The sequence below is a fragment of the Actinorectispora metalli genome, from assembly GCF_056323685.1.
This window is the reverse complement of record NZ_JBREYE010000001.1, coordinates 1293750-1311551: the sequence shown is the minus strand read 5'-3', so window position 1 is coordinate 1311551 and position 17802 is coordinate 1293750. Positions and strand designations below refer to the sequence as shown.

Annotated in this window: 15 protein-coding genes and 1 other RNA gene; 10 read left to right on the top strand and 6 right to left on the bottom strand. The window is 68.3% G+C overall.

From position 1 onward, the window contains the following. Positions 1 to 47: 47 nt before the first annotated feature. Positions 48 to 1706 carry an ABC transporter family substrate-binding protein gene (locus ACU6XJ_RS05960; protein ID WP_476307442.1) on the bottom strand — a complete coding sequence of 553 codons (1659 nt, stop codon included), beginning with the start codon at positions 1704 to 1706 and terminating at the stop codon, positions 48 to 50. Positions 1707 to 1874: 168 nt separating this feature from the next. Between ACU6XJ_RS05960 and ACU6XJ_RS05955 the strand changes: the two genes are divergently transcribed. The 5 genes from ACU6XJ_RS05955 to ftsX all read left to right on the top strand — a co-directional run bounded on the left by ACU6XJ_RS05955 (position 1875) and on the right by ftsX (position 6806). Next, positions 1875 to 3239: an APC family permease gene (locus ACU6XJ_RS05955; RefSeq protein ID WP_476307441.1), complete on the top strand. Its 1365-nt coding sequence runs from the start codon at positions 1875 to 1877 to the stop codon at positions 3237 to 3239. A 129-nt stretch (positions 3240 to 3368) separates the two neighbouring features. After that, a complete protein-coding gene (locus tag ACU6XJ_RS05950; RefSeq protein WP_476307439.1) occupies positions 3369 to 3866 on the top strand; it encodes a PadR family transcriptional regulator in 498 nt (165 codons plus the stop codon). A 53-nt stretch (positions 3867 to 3919) separates the two neighbouring features. After that, positions 3920 to 5029, top strand: coding sequence for a peptide chain release factor 2 (gene prfB / locus ACU6XJ_RS05945; protein ID WP_476307436.1), 1110 nt, complete (start codon positions 3920 to 3922; stop codon positions 5027 to 5029). Between the two features lie 116 nt (positions 5030 to 5145). Beyond that, on the top strand, positions 5146 to 5835 hold the full coding sequence (gene ftsE / locus ACU6XJ_RS05940) for a cell division ATP-binding protein FtsE (protein ID WP_476307433.1): 690 nt from the start codon (positions 5146 to 5148) through the stop codon (positions 5833 to 5835). A gap of 68 nt (positions 5836 to 5903) precedes the next feature. Continuing rightward, on the top strand, positions 5904 to 6806 hold the full coding sequence (ftsX, locus tag ACU6XJ_RS05935; RefSeq protein ID WP_476307432.1) for a permease-like cell division protein FtsX: 903 nt from the start codon (positions 5904 to 5906) through the stop codon (positions 6804 to 6806). Here ftsX and ACU6XJ_RS05930 read toward each other — a convergent pair. Then, complete coding sequence (locus ACU6XJ_RS05930; protein WP_476307430.1) at positions 6783 to 7277, bottom strand: Lrp/AsnC family transcriptional regulator; 495 nt, start codon at positions 7275 to 7277, stop codon at positions 6783 to 6785. The genes ftsX and ACU6XJ_RS05930 overlap by 24 nt on opposite strands. Positions 7278 to 7346: 69 nt before the next feature. Between ACU6XJ_RS05930 and ACU6XJ_RS05925 the strand changes: the two genes are divergently transcribed. The 4 genes from ACU6XJ_RS05925 (at position 7347) to ssrA (ending at position 10297) form a co-directional block, all read left to right on the top strand. After that, positions 7347 to 8258, top strand: a complete 912-nt coding sequence (locus ACU6XJ_RS05925) for a threonine ammonia-lyase (RefSeq protein WP_476307427.1) — start codon at positions 7347 to 7349, stop codon at positions 8256 to 8258. 133 nt (positions 8259 to 8391) lie between these two features. Beyond that, entirely contained in the window at positions 8392 to 8868 is a 477-nt protein-coding gene (gene smpB, locus ACU6XJ_RS05920; protein ID WP_476307425.1) for an SsrA-binding protein SmpB, read from the top strand. 105 nt (positions 8869 to 8973) lie between these two features. Beyond that, entirely contained in the window at positions 8974 to 9858 is an 885-nt protein-coding gene (locus ACU6XJ_RS05915; RefSeq protein ID WP_476307422.1) for an EamA family transporter, read from the top strand. Between the two features lie 70 nt (positions 9859 to 9928). Next, positions 9929 to 10297: a transfer-messenger RNA gene (gene ssrA / locus ACU6XJ_RS05910) on the top strand. Between the two features lie 280 nt (positions 10298 to 10577). Here the strand turns inward: ssrA and ACU6XJ_RS05905 are convergent. From ACU6XJ_RS05905 to ACU6XJ_RS05890, 4 genes are all read right to left on the bottom strand, one after another. After that, positions 10578 to 11402 carry an NUDIX domain-containing protein gene (locus tag ACU6XJ_RS05905; RefSeq protein WP_476307420.1) on the bottom strand — a complete coding sequence of 275 codons (825 nt, stop codon included), beginning with the start codon at positions 11400 to 11402 and terminating at the stop codon, positions 10578 to 10580. An 8-nt stretch (positions 11403 to 11410) separates the two neighbouring features. After that, the gene (locus ACU6XJ_RS05900) at positions 11411 to 12481 is read right to left on the bottom strand and encodes an oxygenase MpaB family protein (RefSeq protein ID WP_476307418.1); all 1071 of its coding nucleotides are present in this window, start codon (positions 12479 to 12481) and stop codon (positions 11411 to 11413) included. Between the two features lie 307 nt (positions 12482 to 12788). Beyond that, on the bottom strand, positions 12789 to 13850 hold the full coding sequence (locus ACU6XJ_RS05895; protein ID WP_476307416.1) for a serine hydrolase domain-containing protein: 1062 nt from the start codon (positions 13848 to 13850) through the stop codon (positions 12789 to 12791). A 242-nt stretch (positions 13851 to 14092) separates the two neighbouring features. Further along, a complete protein-coding gene (locus ACU6XJ_RS05890) occupies positions 14093 to 16381 on the bottom strand; it encodes a LuxR C-terminal-related transcriptional regulator (RefSeq protein WP_476307414.1) in 2289 nt (762 codons plus the stop codon). 267 nt (positions 16382 to 16648) lie between these two features. Here ACU6XJ_RS05890 and ACU6XJ_RS05885 point away from each other — a divergent pair, with 267 nt between their 5' ends. Then, on the top strand, positions 16649 to 17800 hold the full coding sequence (locus ACU6XJ_RS05885; RefSeq protein WP_476307411.1) for a lipase family protein: 1152 nt from the start codon (positions 16649 to 16651) through the stop codon (positions 17798 to 17800). Positions 17801 to 17802: the final 2 nt, after the last annotated feature.

Genomic DNA, 17802 nt, shown 5'->3' with positions numbered 1-17802 from the left:
CAGACCAGAGGTCCAGACAACTATCAGCACATCGTGTAACAGCTCGATTACGAGACGTGTCCGATCTTCGTATAAGAGGGTGGACCGGCAAAACCGAACGCACCAATGTTCGCCAGGCTCCGTCGCACCGCGACGATGTTCGGCCGCTGGTACAGCGGCAGCGAATGGCCCAGCGCCCAGATCTCCTCGTCCACCTCGTTGATCAGCTGCGTCTTGCGCCGGTCGTCCAGTTCGGCGGCGGCCTCCTCGAACAGCGTGTCCACCCGGTGGCTGCCGACCCGGCCGAAGTTCTGCTGGGTGGCGCCGCCCTGCTCGTAGATCGGCTGCTTGCCGCTGACCGGGAACGGGGTGCCCGCCCACGCGACATGCGTCAGGTCGAACGCGGCGGGCCGCAGGTACTTGCGGACCAGTTCCTCCGCGGCGACGGCGCTGATCGTGACCTCGACGCCGATCTGCGCAAGCTGCTGTTTCACCAGCGCAGCCTCGCGCTGGGCGTCCGCCGCCCCGGCCGGGATGATGTCGCGCAGCACCAGGCGCTTGCCGTTCTTGGTCCGCACCCCGCCCTGCTCGCGCCAGCCCAACTCGTCCAGTCGCTTCTTAGCGGCCTCCGGCGAGTACGAATACGGCCCCGAGTTGTCCTGATAGCCGGTCTGCCCCGGTACCAGCAGGTGGTTGTCCAGCACCGGCTGGTCGGGCTCGATCCTGCCGAGCACCGCGGCGGTGATCGCCTTGCGGTCGATGCCCCGCATGAGCGCCGTGCGCACCTCGGCGTCGCCCAGGAGCGAATCGCCGACGCCGTTGAACACAAGCTGACGCATGTTAGGCGCGGCCGCCCGCCGCAGGGTGACCCCGCCGATGGTCTTCGTCCGCTGGTAAGCGCCCTCATCGGTGCCGATGTCCAGCACGTCGATATCGCCTGCGGCGAGCGCGTCGGCCTGCTCCTGCTGCGGGATCACCCGGAAGACCACCGCGTCCAGCTTCGGCTTCTCGCCCCACCACTTCGCCGAGCGCCGCAACGTGATCGTGCCGGTGCCCTTGCTGATCTCGTCCACCTCGAACGGACCGGCCGTCACAGGCACCTTGCCCTTCCAACCGCTGTTGAACTCGGCCGGGCTGTCCGTCGCCGAGCGCGGGTAGAGCACGTTGAACAGGCTCTTCCAGTCCGCGAACGGCCGCCGGAAGGTCACCTTGACCTCGCCGTCGGCCTCGCCGCGGCGCACCTCGGCGATATCCCGGTAGCCCGCCGTGGACCGTGGCTGGAACGCGCGGTTCGCGCCCGCCAGGGCCTGCGCCTGGTCCTGGAAGTCCTGCCAGCCGATCGGCGTGCCGTCGCTCCACCGCGCCTTCGGGTTCAGCTTGTAGACCACCGTCTGCGGGTCCGTCGACGTGAGCTCCATACCCGCCAGGAAGTCCGGGTTGGGGCTCGCGGCGCCGTCCGCGCCGTAGGTGACCGGGGTGGGCAGCAGCGCGGCGATCACCTCCAGGGTGGTCCGCGTCGCGCCGTCGGCGTGCAGGTAGTTGAGCTGCTCGGGGAAGGTGGTCATCGGCAGTTGGAGTTGACCCCCGTCGCGCAGCTTGGCGGGTTCTGCGGGATTGATGTCGTTCTGCCCGACCGCGTAGGGAAGCCGGTCCTGATCCTGCTCGGTGTCCCGGTCGCTCCCACCGCAGGCGGCCACCAGGCTCAGCGCCACCGCGAGCACTGCCATGCGAGAACCCCGTGCGTAGCGCACGAACAAGCCCGTCGCCCCTTCCGATCAACCCCTGTGGCGGCCCCACCGGACCGTAAAAGCCCAGCGTTCACGAACTGGAGCACGGGCGTATAACAACTGTGAATGTTCTTGTCCTTCACAGTCCGGGTCGCGACGATGCGAACCGTGTCGGTGGAGGAATTCGGTTACCGCCAGGAACTGCGCCGATCCTTGTCAGGCAGGGATCTGCTGGTGTCCGGTCTCATCTTCATGGTGCCGATCGCGCCGTTCGGCATCTTCGGCAGCGTTTTTCAGGCCGCGGGCGGCGGCGTGGTGCTGGTCTACCTGGTGGCGCTCATCGTGATGGGCCTCACCGCACTGTCCTATGCCGAAATGGCGCGGGCCTTCCCCGTCGCGGGCTCGGTCTACAGCTATGCCGGTCGCGGCCTCGCGCCCGCGGTGGGCTTCGTGGCGGGCTGGCTGATCCTGCTCGACTACGTGCTCGCACCCGCTCTGCTCTACCTCATCTCCGCGCTCGCGTTGCACTCCTTCCTGCCCGGTGTGCCGGTCTGGCTGTGGGTGACCGGGTTCGTCCTGCTCAACACCTCCGTCACCTCGCTGGGCATCCGGCTGACCGCCCGCGTCAACCGACTGGTGCTGCTCGGGCAGTTGGCGGTGCTCGCCGCGTTCCTGCTGCTCGGGGTGTTCGCGCTGGTCGGCGGGGCGGGCAACGGGATGACGCCGGTCGACCCGGTGTTCTCCGGCACGCACACGGTGAGCGGGGTGTTCGGCGCGGTGTCCATCGCCGCGCTGTCCTTCCTCGGCTTCGACGCAGTGTCCACATTGGCCGAAGAGAACGCCGGTGGCGCCCGGCGGCTTGGCTTCGCCATGCTCGCCTCCCTCGGCGTGATCGGGGCGCTGTTCATCGCGCAGAACTGGGTGGCCGCGCTGCTGGTCGCCGACCCGGGCGGCCTGGTCGCGGGGGGTGACCCCGACGGATCGGCCTTCTACCGGGCCGCGGAGATCGCGGGCGGGCACCCGCTCGCGGTGGCCGCGGCCCTGGCCACCGCGGTGTCCTGGGGCTTCGCCTGCGCGCTCGGCTCGCATACGGCCAGCGCCCGCCTGCTGTTCGCGATGGCCCGCGACGGCAAGCTGCCCGGCGCGCTCGCGCGGGTGCACCCGCGTCAGCAGGTGCCGCTGCACTCCACGATGCTCGTGGCCGGACTGTCCCTTGTGGTCGGTCTCGCGGCGAGCACCGGGCCGGACCACGGCGTACCGTTTCTGTCCACGTTGGTCAATTTCGGCGCGCTGACCGCGTTCGCGCTCTTGCACATCGCGGTCATCGTCCACTTCGTCTTCCGCAACGGCAGCCGCAACTGGCTGCGTCACGCCGTGTTGCCCCTGATCGGACTGGTCACACTGGTGGGGGTGCTGCTGCGCGCCCAGCACGCCGCCCAGCTGCTCGGCCTGACCTGGCTTGCGCTGGGCGTGCTGGTGGCATTCGGGGGCGGCGGTAGCGGCCAGAAAGCGGGCAGCGGTAGCGGTCAGTGAGTAGGGAAGGCCCGCTATCCAGCGATCGGGTGATCGCGATGGGTCCACTCGGCGCAACGCCTCCCGCCACTGTGGACACCTCGGATGGCCACTGTGGACAGCCACGCGGATGCGTGGCACGGTGAAGTGGTGTCCGAGCTGAATGCGACTGCCGCGGCCCTGCTGGGCCTGCTGCACGACGGTCCGATGACGGGTGGTCAGTTGGTTGCGGCCGCCGCCGAGCGCTTCGGCGGCTTTTTCAGCGTGACCCGCAGCCAGGTGTACCGCGAGCTACCGGCGATGGCGAACGCCGGCCTGCTCAGACTGGGCAAACAAGGCCCCAGATCCAGCCAACAGTATGTGATCACCGCGGCGGGCAAGAAGGCCTTCAAGGGCTGGCTTGCCGACGAGCCGGGGCCCGATCACCTCCGCAGCCCGCTCATCCTGCGCCTGCTGCACGCCGGTTCGCTGACCGACAAGCAGCGCAACAACCTGGTCGAGGCGGCCAAGGAGCAGTACTCGGCCAAGCTGGACGCCGCGAAGGCGGCGGCCAAGGCGGCGGCGGGCGACCCCTACGCGAAGGCGGCGGCCGACTTCGGGGTGGCGCACGTCCGCGCCGCGTTGAAGGCGCTCGACGCCATCAGCTGAGACTCGGCCCGGATCGCGCGCCACCAGGGTGAGGTGGCGTAACCTGACGTGCCGTGAACCCGGATATCGCAGCCGATGTGAAAGAACTGTCCAACACCCTCGCCAGCGTCGAGGCGGTGATGGACCTTGATGGGCTGCGCAGGGAGATCGCGGAGCTGGAGCGGGAGGCCTCGCTTCCAGGTCTGTGGGACGACACCGACAACGCCCAGAAGGTCACCAGCGCGTTGTCCCACAAGCAGGCCGAGCTTCGCAAGGTCAGTGAGCTGCGCTCGCAGCTTGAGGACGTGCCGGTGCTCTACGAACTGGCCGAGGCCGAGGGCGACGAGTCCAGCATCGCCGAGGCCGACGCCGAGCGCGCCCGCCTGCGCGAGGCCATCGCCTCGCTGGAGGTCCGCACCCTGCTGTCCGGCGAGTACGACGAGCGCGACGCGCTGGTCACGATCCGCGCGGAGGCGGGCGGTGTGGACGCCGCCGACTTCGCCGAGACCCTGATGCGCATGTACCTGCGCTGGGCCGAGCGGCACGGCTACGGCACCGACGTCTACGACACCTCTTATGCGGAGGAAGCGGGCATCAAGTCGGCCACCTTCCGCATCAAGGCGCCCTTCGCCTACGGCACCCTCTCCGTCGAACAGGGCACCCACCGCCTGGTGCGCATCTCGCCCTTCGACAACCAGGGCCGCCGCCAGACCTCCTTCGCGGGCGTCGAGGTGGTGCCCGTGGTCGAGCAGTCCGACCAGGTGGACATCGACGAGAAGGAACTCCGCGTCGACGTGTACCGCTCCTCCGGGCCCGGCGGTCAGGGCGTCAACACCACCGACTCCGCGGTGCGCATCACCCACATCCCCACCGGCATCGTGGTGTCCTGTCAGAACGAGCGCTCCCAGCTTCAGAACAAGGCCACCGCGATGGCGGTCCTGCAGGCCAAGCTCCTCGACCGCCAGCGCCAGGAGGAGGCAGCCAAGATCGACGCCCTCCGCGGCGACGGCGGCTCGTCCTGGGGCAACCAGATGCGCTCCTACGTCCTGCACCCGTACCAGATGGTCAAGGACCTGCGCACCGAGTACGAGGTCGGCAACCCCGCCGCGGTCCTCGACGGCGACATCGACCAGTTCCTCGAGGCGGGCATCCGTTGGCGCCGCCAACAACAACTCGCGGTGTAGCGCCAGGCGGCTTTGCGTCACCTGGGTGGCCTACCGGTGGCTACTGGCGGAAATCGGGTTGCGCTTAGTGGGTGACCACACGCCGTCCCAACATGCCCCGAGTACACTCGCGCATCGTGATCCGGCTCGAACACGTAAGCAAGGTCTACAGGACCTCCACCCGTCCTGCGCTGGACAACGTCTCGGTGCAGTTGGACAAGGGCGAGTTCGTGTTCCTGATCGGACCGTCCGGCTCCGGCAAGTCCACCTTCCTGCGCCTGCTGTTGCGCGAGGAGGTGCCGAGCAAGGGCATGGTCTACGTCGCCGACTGGAACGTGGCCAAGCTGCCCCGCCGCAAGGTGCCCCGCCTGCGTCAGCGCATCGGCTGCGTGTTCCAGGACTTCCGCCTGCTGGCCAACAAGACCGTCGCTGAGAACGTGGCGTTCGCGCTGGAGGTCATCGGCAAGCCGCGGCACACCATCCGCAAGGTCGTGCCCGAGGTGCTCGACCTGGTCGGCCTCGAAGGCAAGGCGGACCGGATGCCGAATGAGCTCTCCGGCGGCGAGCAGCAGCGCGTGGCGATCGCCAGGGCGTTCGTGAACCGCCCGCTGGTGCTGCTGGCCGACGAGCCGACCGGAAACCTGGACCCGGACACCAGCCAGGACATCATGCTGCTGCTGGAGCGCATCAACCGCACCGGCACCACCGTGCTGATGGCCACCCACGACCACTCCATCGTCGACTCCATGCGGCGCCGGGTCGTCGAGTTGCAACTCGGCAAGGTCGTCCGCGACGACCGTCGCGGCGTGTACGGCGTAGGGCGCTGACGGCCATCCCGAAGAACCACCCGCCGGTGCCCCGACCGGCACACACAACGTGAGGAACGTCCGAGGACATGCGCGCGAGCTTCGTATTCAGCGAGGTCGTCACCGGCCTGAAGCGGAACGTGACGATGACGATCGCGATGATCCTCACCACGGGTGTCTCGCTGTGGATGCTCGGTGGCGGTCTGCTCGCGATCAAGACCGTCGGCAAGATGGAGAGCCTCTACCACGGCCAGTCCGAGGTGGCGCTGCACCTGACCAATGACGTCAGCGCGACCGACCCCGACTGCAACCAGAACCCGTGCAAGCAGCTCAAGGAGGAGCTGGACTCCACGCCGCTGGTGCGGACGGTGGTCTTCGAGAACCGGCAGCAGGCCTACGAGAAGTTCAAGCAGATCTTCGCCGACAACAAGGAACTTGTCGCGCTGGCGCGCCCGGAGGCGCTGCCCGCGTCGTTCCGGGTGAAGCTGGAGAACCCGGACAACTTCCCGGCCATCGAGAAGGAGTTCACCGGCAAGGCCGGTATCGACAAGATCATCGACCAGAGGCAGTACCTCGGCAGTCTCTTCGACGGCCTGAACTTCGTGCGGAACCTGGCGTTCGTGCTGGCCATCGTGCAGGCCATCGCGGCCGTACTGCTGATCTCCAACATGATCCAGATCTCGGCGTTCACCCGCCGAACCGAGGTGGGCATCATGCGGCTGGTCGGCGCGACGCGCTGGTATACCCAGCTGCCATTCCTCATCGAGGCCGTGGTCACCGGCATCATCGGTTCGCTGCTCGGCGTCATCGGCCTGGTCGGGATGAAGCTCGCGTTCATCGACGCGTTGTTCTCCGAGGTCTTCTCGCAAGGCCTCATACCCTCGATCGGCATGGCCGACGTGATACTCGTGGCGCCCTATCTGCTGCTCTGCGGAATCCTTGTCGCCGCGTCCACCGCCTACGTCACGCTACGGCTCTACGTCCGCATCTGATCTGGTCGGCAGTCGCAGGCCGAGTTTGACCGCCTCATAGACCGGCAGCGTCTCGAAGCGCTTGACGTTGTCGTCGTCCATGAACAGCCGGTCGACCAGCGCCCTGCAGTGCGGCATGCCCCCGGTGGCCAGCATGACCAGGTAGTCCCACGGTCCGGCCAGGTCGTAGCACTGCTGCACCGCGGGTTCGGCGAGCATGCGGCGGCGGAACGCGCCGTGGTGCGCGGTGGACTCCCGCTCCAGCGTCACCAGCACCACGGCCAGCACGGTGCCGCCGAGCGCGGCGGCGTCCAAGAGCGCGATTCGGCCGCGCAGCAGCCCGCTCTCCCGGTACCGCGTGATGCGGCGTTGCACCGCGCTCGGCGACAGGCCGAACTCGTCGCCGAGGTCCCGCAGCGTGGCATCGGCATCCTGCTGCAACCGGTCCAGCAGGCGGTGGTCCAACTCGTCCAGCTCAACGCGTTTCGGCACGCAACATTTTTGCGTGATCATGCGAAAACTTTCAATCGCGATCACATCGTGCCTGGTTAGCGTGGCCGCATGGATTTGAGCCTGGAGAACATCGAGCGCGCCCGCACCGTCATCGACCCAGTGTTCCTGAACACCCCGCAGTACTCCGACCGGCTGCTCGACGCGGCATTGGGCCGCTCCGTGGTGGTCAAGGTGGAGACCGCCAACCCGCTGCGCAGTTTCAAGGGACGCGGCACCGACTTCTTCGCCAGCGGCCTCGAGGGCGGCAGCGTGGTGTGCGCGTCCTCGGGCAACTTCGGGCAGGGCATCGCCTACGGCTGCGGGCGGCGCGACATCCCGGTGCAGGTCTTCGCCCCCGTCGGCGCCAACCCCGCGAAGCTGGCCAGGATGGCCGAACTCGGGGCCAAGGTGCGGCTGGTGGACGGCAACGCCAAGCAGGCCGCCCGCGCGGAGGAGGGCTGGACGTTCGTGGAGGACGGCCACGAGCCCGCCATCGCCGAGGGCGCGGGCACCATCGCGGTGGAACTCCTCGAGTCCGGGCCATTCGACACCATCGCCGTGCCGGTCGGCGACGGCGCGCTGATCACCGGCATGGGCCGGTGGATCAAGGCGCATGCCCCCGCGACCCGCCTGATCGGCGTGTGTTCCGAGGCCGCGCCCGCGATGACACACAGCTTCCGCGCGGGCCGGGTGGTCACCGCAGCCGCCGACTCCATCGCCGACGGCCTCGCCATCAGCCACCCGGTCGCCGAGTCCTTCGAGCGGCTACGGGCTTTGGTGGACGACATGGTGCTCGTCTCCGAACAGGCCCTGCTTGACGCGATGGCGCTGGCCGCCCGGACGCTCGGCCTGCTGGTGGAGCCCTCCGGCGCGGCGGGGCTCGCGGCCATCGCCGGTTCGTTGGTGCCGGGGGAGCGGGTGGCCACCGTGTTGACCGGGAGCAACCTGCGCGAGGACCAGCTGGCGGCTCTCGCGCGCTGACGACGAATCGCGAGGTTCCCGGCCTGCGCGCCTGGCTGGTCGGGAACCCGCCGCGGACCGCCTGACGCCCTCGCGCGCCGACGACCGGCTCGCCAGGAAAAACAGGTGCGCACACTGGGTAAAGTTGCGTCCCATGGCAAGGGAACGCGGGCAGAAGGTGATCGTGTCGAACCGCAAGGCGCGACACGATTACGCGGTGCTGGACGTCTTCGAGGCGGGCGTGGTGCTCGTCGGCACCGAGGTGAAGAGCCTGCGTCTGGGCCGCGCGTCCCTGGTGGACGGGTTCGCCACCGTGGATGAGGGCGAGGTGTGGCTGCGCGGGGTGCACATCCCCGAGTACGACCAGGGCACCTGGACCAACCACGAGCCCCGGCGGGCCCGCAAGCTGCTGCTGCACCGCGACGAGATCCTGCGTCTCATCGGCAAGACCAGGGAAAGCGGCCTCTCCCTGGTACCCCTGTCGATGTACTTCAAGGACGGCAAGGTCAAGGTCGAACTGGCCCTGGCCCGAGGCAAGAAGTCCTACGACAAGCGCCAGGACCTGGCCAAACGGGACGCCGACCGCGAAATCGCCAAGGCCGTGGGCCGCGCCCGCAAAGGCTGGCAGTAGCGTTCACCTGAAAAGGTGCAAAATTGTTGCGGACCGTAATAGAAACCTGAAGATAACGGCCCTGGTAGCTGCACTGTTCAGCCGTATAGGGCATCATCCTTTCGCGTGGGGTCATTACTGCTCTCGCTGGTGGTTGCCGCGAGCTACGGGGTGAGCGATTTCGTCGGCGGACTGGCAGCGAAGAAGGCTTCCGCGCTTCAGGTGGTGCTGCTGTCCTACCCGGTGGGTCTCATCGGCGTAGCCGCGCTGACACCGCTTGCGGGCGGCTTCCTCACGACCGGCGGCATCGTCTACGGCCTGCTGTCCGGCGTGATGATCGCCGCCGCCGTGGTTTGGCTCTACTCCGCGCTCGCCAACGGCCCGATGGCGGTCGTGTCCCCGCTCACCGCGGTGCTCTCCGCGGGAGTTCCGGTCATCTTCGGCCTGATCGCAGGCGATCGGTTCGGGCCATACGCCGCCGCGGGCGCCGCGCTCGCCCTGGTCGCCGTGGTCCTCGTCAGCAGGCAGCGAAGACCCGGCAAGCACTCCTGGGAATACAAGCGCCTAGGCCGCCGCGGCTGGCCCCAACTCACCACCAAGGTCTTCCTCACCGCCGTCGGCGCGGGTCTCGCCTTCGGCCTGTACTTCGTGCTCCTCGGCCAGGTCGAGCGCGACAGCGGCATGTGGCCGCTGCTGCTGTCCAGGGTGATGGCGACCGGCATCATCGCCGTCGCCGCCGCCCTGTTCTGGAAAGTCACCCTGCACCGCGTGCCCAAGCCGGTCATCGGCTACGCCCTGCTCGCGGGCCTGCTTGACATCGTGGCCAACGTCGCCCTGCTCTACGCCCTCTACAACGGGATGATTTCGCTGGTCAGCGTGCTCGCCTCGCTGTACCCGGCGGTGACGGTGCTGCTGGCCAGGGTGGTGCTCGGCGAACGCACCGGCTGGGCCCAGCGAACCGGCGTCGCGCTGGCGCTGGTCTCCGTGGGCCTCATCTCCTCCTCGGCCTGAGGGATATTGGGAAGAACCCGCGCCCGGCGACCGTTATGCTTGTCAGGTTGCGGACAGCAACACCCTAGGAGGGGGTGAACGGTTTCGACTCTGGACGTTGAGTCAGGAGAAGCGTGCAGGTGCAGGCGGAGGACCACCTTGAGCGTCGCCGCAAACCAATAAGCGCCGACAACAGTCAGCGCGAGTTCGCCCTCGCTGCCTAAGCGAGGAGCGACTCTGTCGGACTGGGAGTGCCTCCGGCCCAGACTCCGGCATCGCTAGGAGGCTCAACCGCCACCGTTGGCCGCGGGTGGTGGCGGGAAGCCTTACAGCGGCTGGGCTTGTCACACCGGCTTGTTCGCGTGACCGGTGGAGCCGAGTAGAGACATAGCGAACTGCGCACGGAGAAGTCCTGGTGATGCGACAGAGGACCCGGGTTCGATTCCCGGCACCTCCACTCGGGGGGACCCATGTCTGCGGAACGCGCAGACTGGGTCCTCATGATCGGAGTATCTTGTGGGGGGCCGAGCCCCCCACACCCCCACGCCGGGGGCTGCGCCCCCGGACCCCCGTCTCGCTTTGTTTGGGGTGGGTGGTGGTTTGGGTCGCTTGGGTTTGTTGGTGGCTGGTTTTTGTTGGGGTGGTGTGAGTTTGGCAGTCTCACCGGATGTCTGGGTGGGGTCTGGGTTTCTGTGGTGGGTTTTGTGGTGTGGGTTTCATCGAAGCGGCGGGCGTGTGGGTTATTTGAACTGGGCGAGCAGCCAGTGTGGAGGGTGCACCGTGGCTCCGGCGGCGGTGCAGTGGGTGCGTAGGTCATGATCCGCTGTCACTACTACCGCACGGTCTGCGCGGTTGGTTAGGCAGGCGACGATCGTGTCGTGGTTTGGGGCGTCCAGGATTGTCACGCCGGTGATCGATTCGATGTTCGTGGCTTCGCCCACCAGCAGGATTTCGGGGTAGGTCAGGTCCAGGTGGGACAGGCGGGCGATTCCCGTCCTGGTCAGGGTGGCCAGGCTGTCGCGCAGGCCGCGGGTCGCGCCTGCGGCGTCGGGCCAGCAGCCGCTGGGCAGCGAGGCAATCACGGCCGTGCCGTCGACCACGACTGTCCATGGACGCAAACCCGGCGCGAGTCGCGCTCGCAGCAGTGGCCAGGCCGCGGCGAACGGGGCGTGTAGCCGCAGCTTGTCGACCGCGTCGAGCGGAAGCCACGCGGCCTCGGCCGACTCGCGGGTGTCCGGGCGCACCTCCAGCAACGTGTCGGCCGAGGCGATCACGGTGTGGTAGGACCAGCCGCCGTGATCCTCGACCAGTGCGCCACGGGGGCGGACGCGCGTTACGTCCAGCGTGCACTCCTCGGAGGTCTCGCGCAGTGCCGCCGCCAGCGGTTCCTCGTGACTGTGCCGGGCTCCGCCGAACAAGCCCCACCTGCCGCCGCCGGGCGTTCCCCGGGCGCGGCGTTGCAGCAGTACGTGCCCGTCGTGCACGGGGAGCAGGCCGGCGGCGCCGTACCGATCCCGGTGCAGGTGGCCGCGCGTGCAGCGAATCGGGGGATCCCGCCAGCCCATTGGTTGACTCAGCCGGTGAAGCCCAGGACGGGTTCGGACTCGCGTAGACCCACATCGCTGGTGCGCTCGCCTGCGCGGACCTTGTCTTTCTGCTTCTGTCGCAGTTCCGGGTGGGCGGTGGCGGGGCGGTCGTAGCCGTAGCGTTCTCGTGCCTGTGCTGGGGTCAGGGTCTCGCGGTTCTTCGGTGGGATGCGCAGCAGGACCGGACCGACGGTGGGGATCGTGCCGGGGGCGATCAGGGCGAGCAGCAGCAGTTCTAGGCGCTTGCTCAGGTGTACGAAGGCGAATCCCATCCGCATCACCGGCACGATCAGGGTGTCCACCAGGCGGGAGGTGGGCAGTCCGGCCATCTCCCGCATCCACCGGGGCATGGAGGCCAGGGTTGCCGTGTCGATGAAGGAGTTGACCACGTTGAGCGCCCCCTTCACCGGCCACCACATGTCGGGCATCATGACCTTGCTGTCCAGCAGGTGTTGCATCGCGTGGCGGGCCATCTCCGAGCCGGACAGTTGCGGGCGCATCCGCTCGAAGTACTCCCGGATGCCCTCGCGGGTCCTGGGGACATCCGCCGGATCGCAGGTCTGCAGTTCGGCCGCGATCGCGCACTCTTCCCAGTAGCGGGCCTCGTCCTTTGCCGACAGCCTGCCTGGGCCGTACTTCTCATAGGCGTACAGGATCGAATGCCAGGCGGTCAGGTGGATCCACAGCTGGGAGTGCGGGTCGTTGGCGTCGTAGGGTTTGCCGCTGTAGGGCTCGATCCCCACCGCTTTGGAGTGCACCTTGACCAGGACATCGGCGGTGCGTGTCGTGGTGCGCGTGTCACCAAAGGCGACCAGGGCGAAATAGCTCAGCGTGCGGCTGTAGCGGGTGCGCGGTCGTTTGAAGATGTCGTAGGTCTCGGTGACCGCGGCGACCAAGGCCGGGTCGAGTTCCTCGATCACCACGGCCCGCTGGAAACCGACGGTCACGGATGTGGGGTAGCTCCATACCTTCCAGGTGACGGAGTCGGGCCCGAAGAACCCGTAGTCCTCGGCGGGTTCGAGGTCCTTGCCGCGAGGAAACGCGAAACGTTCGGCCATGGGCTCTGCTCCTTGGGCCATCCACTGTGGTCACCGGCGATGCTTCGGCAATGAAGTACTGAGACGTACTTCAAGTCGATAGGGTGCGTCGGACCTTCGCAACCGCCGATTGCCTGTCGCGGCACGACGTGTGCGCGGCGTTACAGACTTGAGATGGACCTACTGTTGTCCGGCGACAAAACGCGGCGGCGCCAGCCGGATCGCGACCTCGGAGACTTTCGTCGAGCTCATGGCATGGTCACCGGTGCCTGGCTGTGCGAGCAGGCACCGGTGATCGCCATGGGTTCTCAGACGCCGCGTGGACCCATCAGGGGCGGACCAGGGCTTCGGTGACCACCTTGGTCGCCTTCGACGTCCAGGGGGTGCCGTTGAGGGTGCCCGGTGCCAGGCGGACCACGACGGTGTCGGAGCCGGGGTCGACCTGGACGACCTGGCCGCCGAGGCCGAGCGCCCAGTACATCGTCTCCGGGGCCGACGGGACGACCCTGGTGCGCGGGGCGGTCTGGCTTTCCTTGAGCGTCATGGGCGCCAGCGGGCCCGCGACCGGACCGAGGTGGTTGAGCCACCACAGGTGGCCGTAGGCGGTGGTGATCTCCTGCGAGGGCTTGCCGGTGGCCTCCTTGACCCATTCCTTCGGCACGATCTGGGAGTCGATCCAGCGGCCCTCGCGCAGGAACAGATGGCCGAAGCGGGCAAGGTCCTCGCAGGTGGAGCGCAGGCCCGCGAACATGCCGGTGTTGCCAGCGTTGTCCTTGGTCATGACCGAGTTGCGCATGCCGAGCGGGTTCAGCAGCCCCGCCTGTGCGTAGTCGGCGGGCTCCTTGCCGGTCGCGGTGCCGAGGACGGCGTCCAGGGTCTGGATCGCCGAGTTGTTGTACGCCCACCGCTGGCCGGGCGGCTCGTCTTGGGGCTGCTTCACGCCGAAGGCGGTGCGGTCGGGGGCGTTGAACAGCCCGAGGTAGTCGGTGGTCGCGTCCCAGTGCCTGCCGGAGTCGTTGCTGAGCAGATCCCGCACGGTCACGGCCTCCGCAGGCGTGCCCTTCCACTCCGGGATGTACTTGGCGGCACTGTCGTCGATGTTCAGTTTGCCTTCGGCCTGCGCCATGCCGACCAGGGTGCTCGCCACGGACTTGGTCACCGACCACACGTCCTGGGCGGAGGCCGGGCCGGTGCCTTTGAAGTACCAGTCGGCGACCAGCTTGCCGTGGCGGATCACCACCAGGCAGTTGGAGCCGTCGGCCTTGGCTTCGGCGGCGATCGCCTCCAGCTTGGCCGGGTCGAACCCGGCGGTCGCCGCGTCCACGCGCTCCCATTCGCGGCCGGGATAGTCTCCCGGTTCCTCGGCAGCCACCGACAGGGGCACCGTCATCGATATCGCCGCTACGGCGATCGCGGAGACCAATTTGTGACGCGCGAAAAACGGCATGGCAGACCTCCGGGCAGGGAATGTTCCGCGGATTCGAGAAAAATATTGTGTCCTGGCGGGACGGCTGTCAATTGCGTCCAGAGCGGCGGCCGGGATTTGTCACCTCAGGCCGAAACGTTTCCCGATAATGGTTGGTCCGCGGTTGTGACACTGTCGTTGTGACGAGGTATTCGGCCGGTTTCCCGTCAGTCGGTGGCGCGCTGTGCGGCCACCCAGGCCACGATCTGGGTTCGGTTGCGCAGGCCGAGCTTGCCGAGGATGTGGTCGACGTGGGTGTCCACGGTGCGCTTCGAGATGACGAGCCTGGTGGCGATCTCCTGGTTGGTCAGTCCCTGGGTGAGCAGGTCGGCGATCTGGGTCTGCCGCCGAGTCAGCGGGTTCGTCTCGGGGGCCGACTCCGCTTCGCCCAGCGCGAATGGCAGCCACCGCTCCTTGGGCATGGTCTGGCCCTTGGCGACCAACGAGGCGTACGTGGACCCCGAAAGCGCCGCTTGGACGTCCTCGATGTAGCGGCGGCGGAGGACACCGAACTCGCCGGTCCGCATCGGGTCCATGGCGATGGCCTCCCACAGCGTGTCGGACACGCCGATCAACGTCGCCGCGGCGGCGAAGTCCTGGTCGTGGACCGCCACGCCGATGAGTGCGCTCACGGCAGTGGCTTCGCCGAAGCGATCCTCGATCCGCTGTTGCAGCCGCAACGCCGCTCTGGCGGGCTCGGTGGCGGCGGCCGCCTTGCCGTCGAGCACTTCGATCATGGCCAGGAAGCACAGCCCGATGGTCCGCCAGAAGACCTCGCCGATGCGTTCGCTGGCGGCGATGGCCTCCCGCAGCAGGCGCCTGCCCGTTTCGTGGTCTCCTGCCAGGAAGGTGGCCACGCCGTGCAGGTTCGCCGCGTAGTACTCCCCCGGCTGGTAGGAGAGGTCCCGGAGGGTGGTCAGCGCCTGCTCGGCCAGCTCTCGCGCCTGCGCCTGGTTGCGGCAATACACCTCCGACGTGGCGCGGACTATGGCGAAGTACGCGTCGATCAAGGGATTCGCCACCGCTGCCCGGAGGTTCTCGTGCGTGGCGAGCTGCGTGTGGACGAAGTCGATCTCGCCCTGCTGGACCGCGCACAGGGTCTGGACCAGCAGCGCGAGCAGGCGCTCCGGAGCATCGGCGGGCAACGCGGCCAGCGCACGGTCCGCCCAGAACCGGCCCTCGCTGTACCCGCCCCGGACGGACCAGTACACGTCCAGCTGGCTGAGCATGAGCGCGCCGCGCTGGGCCTCGCCCGAGGAGAAGCAGAAGTCCAGCGCGATCCGCAGGTTGGCGTGTTCCCTGCGCAGCCGTGCCAGCAGGGCGACCTGGTCGGGGCCGATCCAGCGGGACAGGAACTCGCCGATCAGCGAGTGGCACCAGTCCCGGTGCAGGCGGGCGATCCGGAGCCGGTCGCCCTCGGCCGCGAGCCGGTCCTGGCCGTACTCCCGGACGGCCTCCAGCATCCCGTAGCGGACCACGCCGTCGGTGTCCAGCCGAAGAAAGATCGACTTGTCGATCAGGCTGTCGATGATGTCCAGTATGTCCGACGGGGTGATCCCGTCACCGCCGCAGACCTGTTCGGCCGCGGCCAGGTCAAACCCGCCGGAGAACACCGAGGCTCGTGCCCAGAGCAGCCGCTCGGTCTCCGAGCACAGCTCGTAACTCCAGTCGATCATGCTGCGCAACGTCAGCTGACGCTCCGGTCCGGTGCGGATGCCGCCGGTCAGCAGGGACAGCCTGCTGTCGAGCCGGTCGGCGATCTGGGCCAGGGACAGCGACCGCACCCGCCTGGCGGCCAGTTCGATCGCCAGCGGCAGACCTTCCAGCTTCCGGCACAGCCGAGCCAGGTCGGGGCTGTTGGCCTCGGTGACCGCGAACGTCGGCAGCACGGCGCCCGCCCGGTCCACGAACAGCCGCACGGCGTCGTAGCGAGTCAGCATCTCCGGCGGTGCCGCGTCGTCGCCGGGAACCTCCAGCGGGGGGACCGGGAGCAGCTGCTCACCGATCACGGCCAGGGACTGTCGGCTGGTCGCCAGCACGACCACTCGCGGGCACTGCCGCAGAACCTCGCCGACGAGGGACGCGACGGCGGCGACCAGGTGCTCGCAGTTGTCCAGGACCAGCAGGAACTCCTCGTCCCGCAGGTGGTCCACCACGACCTGGGTGCCGGTGCGGGTGGACTGATCGGACAGGCCAAGCCGGTACGCCACCACGCTGCCCAGCAGATGGGACTCGCGGAGGTCGGCCAACCCGACGAAGGCCGTCCCGTCCGCGAACCGCTTCCCTGCGGTCGTCATCACCCGCCTGGCCAGCCGGGTCTTGCCAACGCCGCCCGGCCCGACCAGCGTCACCAGGCGATTGGCGCCCAGCAGCCGCAGTGTGGCCGCGATCTCGGCGGTGCGGCCCACATAGCTGGTCACCTCGGTGGGTTCACGATCCACCAGTGCTGAACTCACCACTCGCCACCCATGCGCCGACGATCAGGGCCACGAAGTGTAGCGGCGGTTACCCAGCGGAGCAGCGGAGCGGCCCCGGCTCGCGGGTTGTCACATGCTGCTGGTGACCTCGGCCAAATCTGTCTCGGGGCTGCACGCGTTGGCGGACTCGGTGCATTCGCGGATACCGGGAAAGCCGGCGGTTGCCGGAGACTGCTTCCCTCCAATCAGGGACTCCGGGCCGAGCCGCCGTACCGTGCCGTGGCCGTCGGTGGGGAAGGGGAAACCGTGTCCAGATTTCTCGGGTGTGCGGCGTTGGTGGCCGTCCTCGCTTCCGTGGTGACCGCGGGCGCGGCCCAGGCGGTACCGCGATCGGGTCCGGCGGTGATCGAGCGGCTCGACCCGGCGCCGGGGACGCTGACTGGTATCAGCATCTTGCCGATGGACAGGTGGGTTCCCGGGTCGGGCGCGGCGGTCAACCTCACCTACCGGTCGACGGGCGTCGGCGGGGCGTCTGCCACGGTGAGCGGCGCGGTGTACCTGCCGAAGGGGCAGCCTCCGACCGGTGGGTGGCCGGTGGTGTCCTGGGCGCATGGCACGGTCGGGCTGGGCGATGGGTGCGCGCCGTCATCCGCGGGCCGAGGCCAGCGGGACATGGAGTACCTCGGCGCGTGGCTGGCGCAGGGCTATGCGGTCGTGGCGACCGACTACCACGGGCTGGGCACCGCGGGCGTCCATCCGTACCTCGACGGTCCGACCGCGGCCCATGGCGTGATCGACATGGTGCGCGCGGCGCGCGCGTTGATTCCGGGGTTGTCGAAGCGCTGGGTCGTTGTCGGGCAGTCCCAAGGCGGACACGCCGCCCTGTATACGGCGAACCTCGCCACCCGGTACGCCCCCGAACTGGACTTCCGCGGCGCGGTCGCGACCGGTGTTCCCGCCAATCTTCAGGGACTGGTGCCCGTGGTCGGCCCCACGGTCCCGCCCTCGCTGTTCCGTACCGACATCAAGACCTACATCGCCTACATTTTGGCCGGATTGCGGGCCGCGCGGCCGGATTTCGACCTGGATTCCTACCTGACGCCGCTCGGCCGGTCCGTGGTGGCCGACGCGGAGGCGTTCTGTTACGCCAAGATGAATGAGCGGATGGCGGCGGTCAACCTCGGCGAGATGTTCACCAAGCAGCTCGGCGAACCGTTCCGCCAGGCCTGGGACACGATCTACACCCTGCCGACCACCGGCTATGACCGGCCGTTCTTCATCGCCCAAGGCGAGAAGGACACCGTCGCCTCACCCGCGTTGACGAACAATCTGGTCTCCGACCTCGCCGCCAACGAGCAGCCCTATACCTACCGCACCTATCCCGCCGACCACGGTGGCACGATGGCCGCCTCGCTTCCGGACACCACGGTGTTCGTCCGCAAGCTGGTGGCGGAGTGACA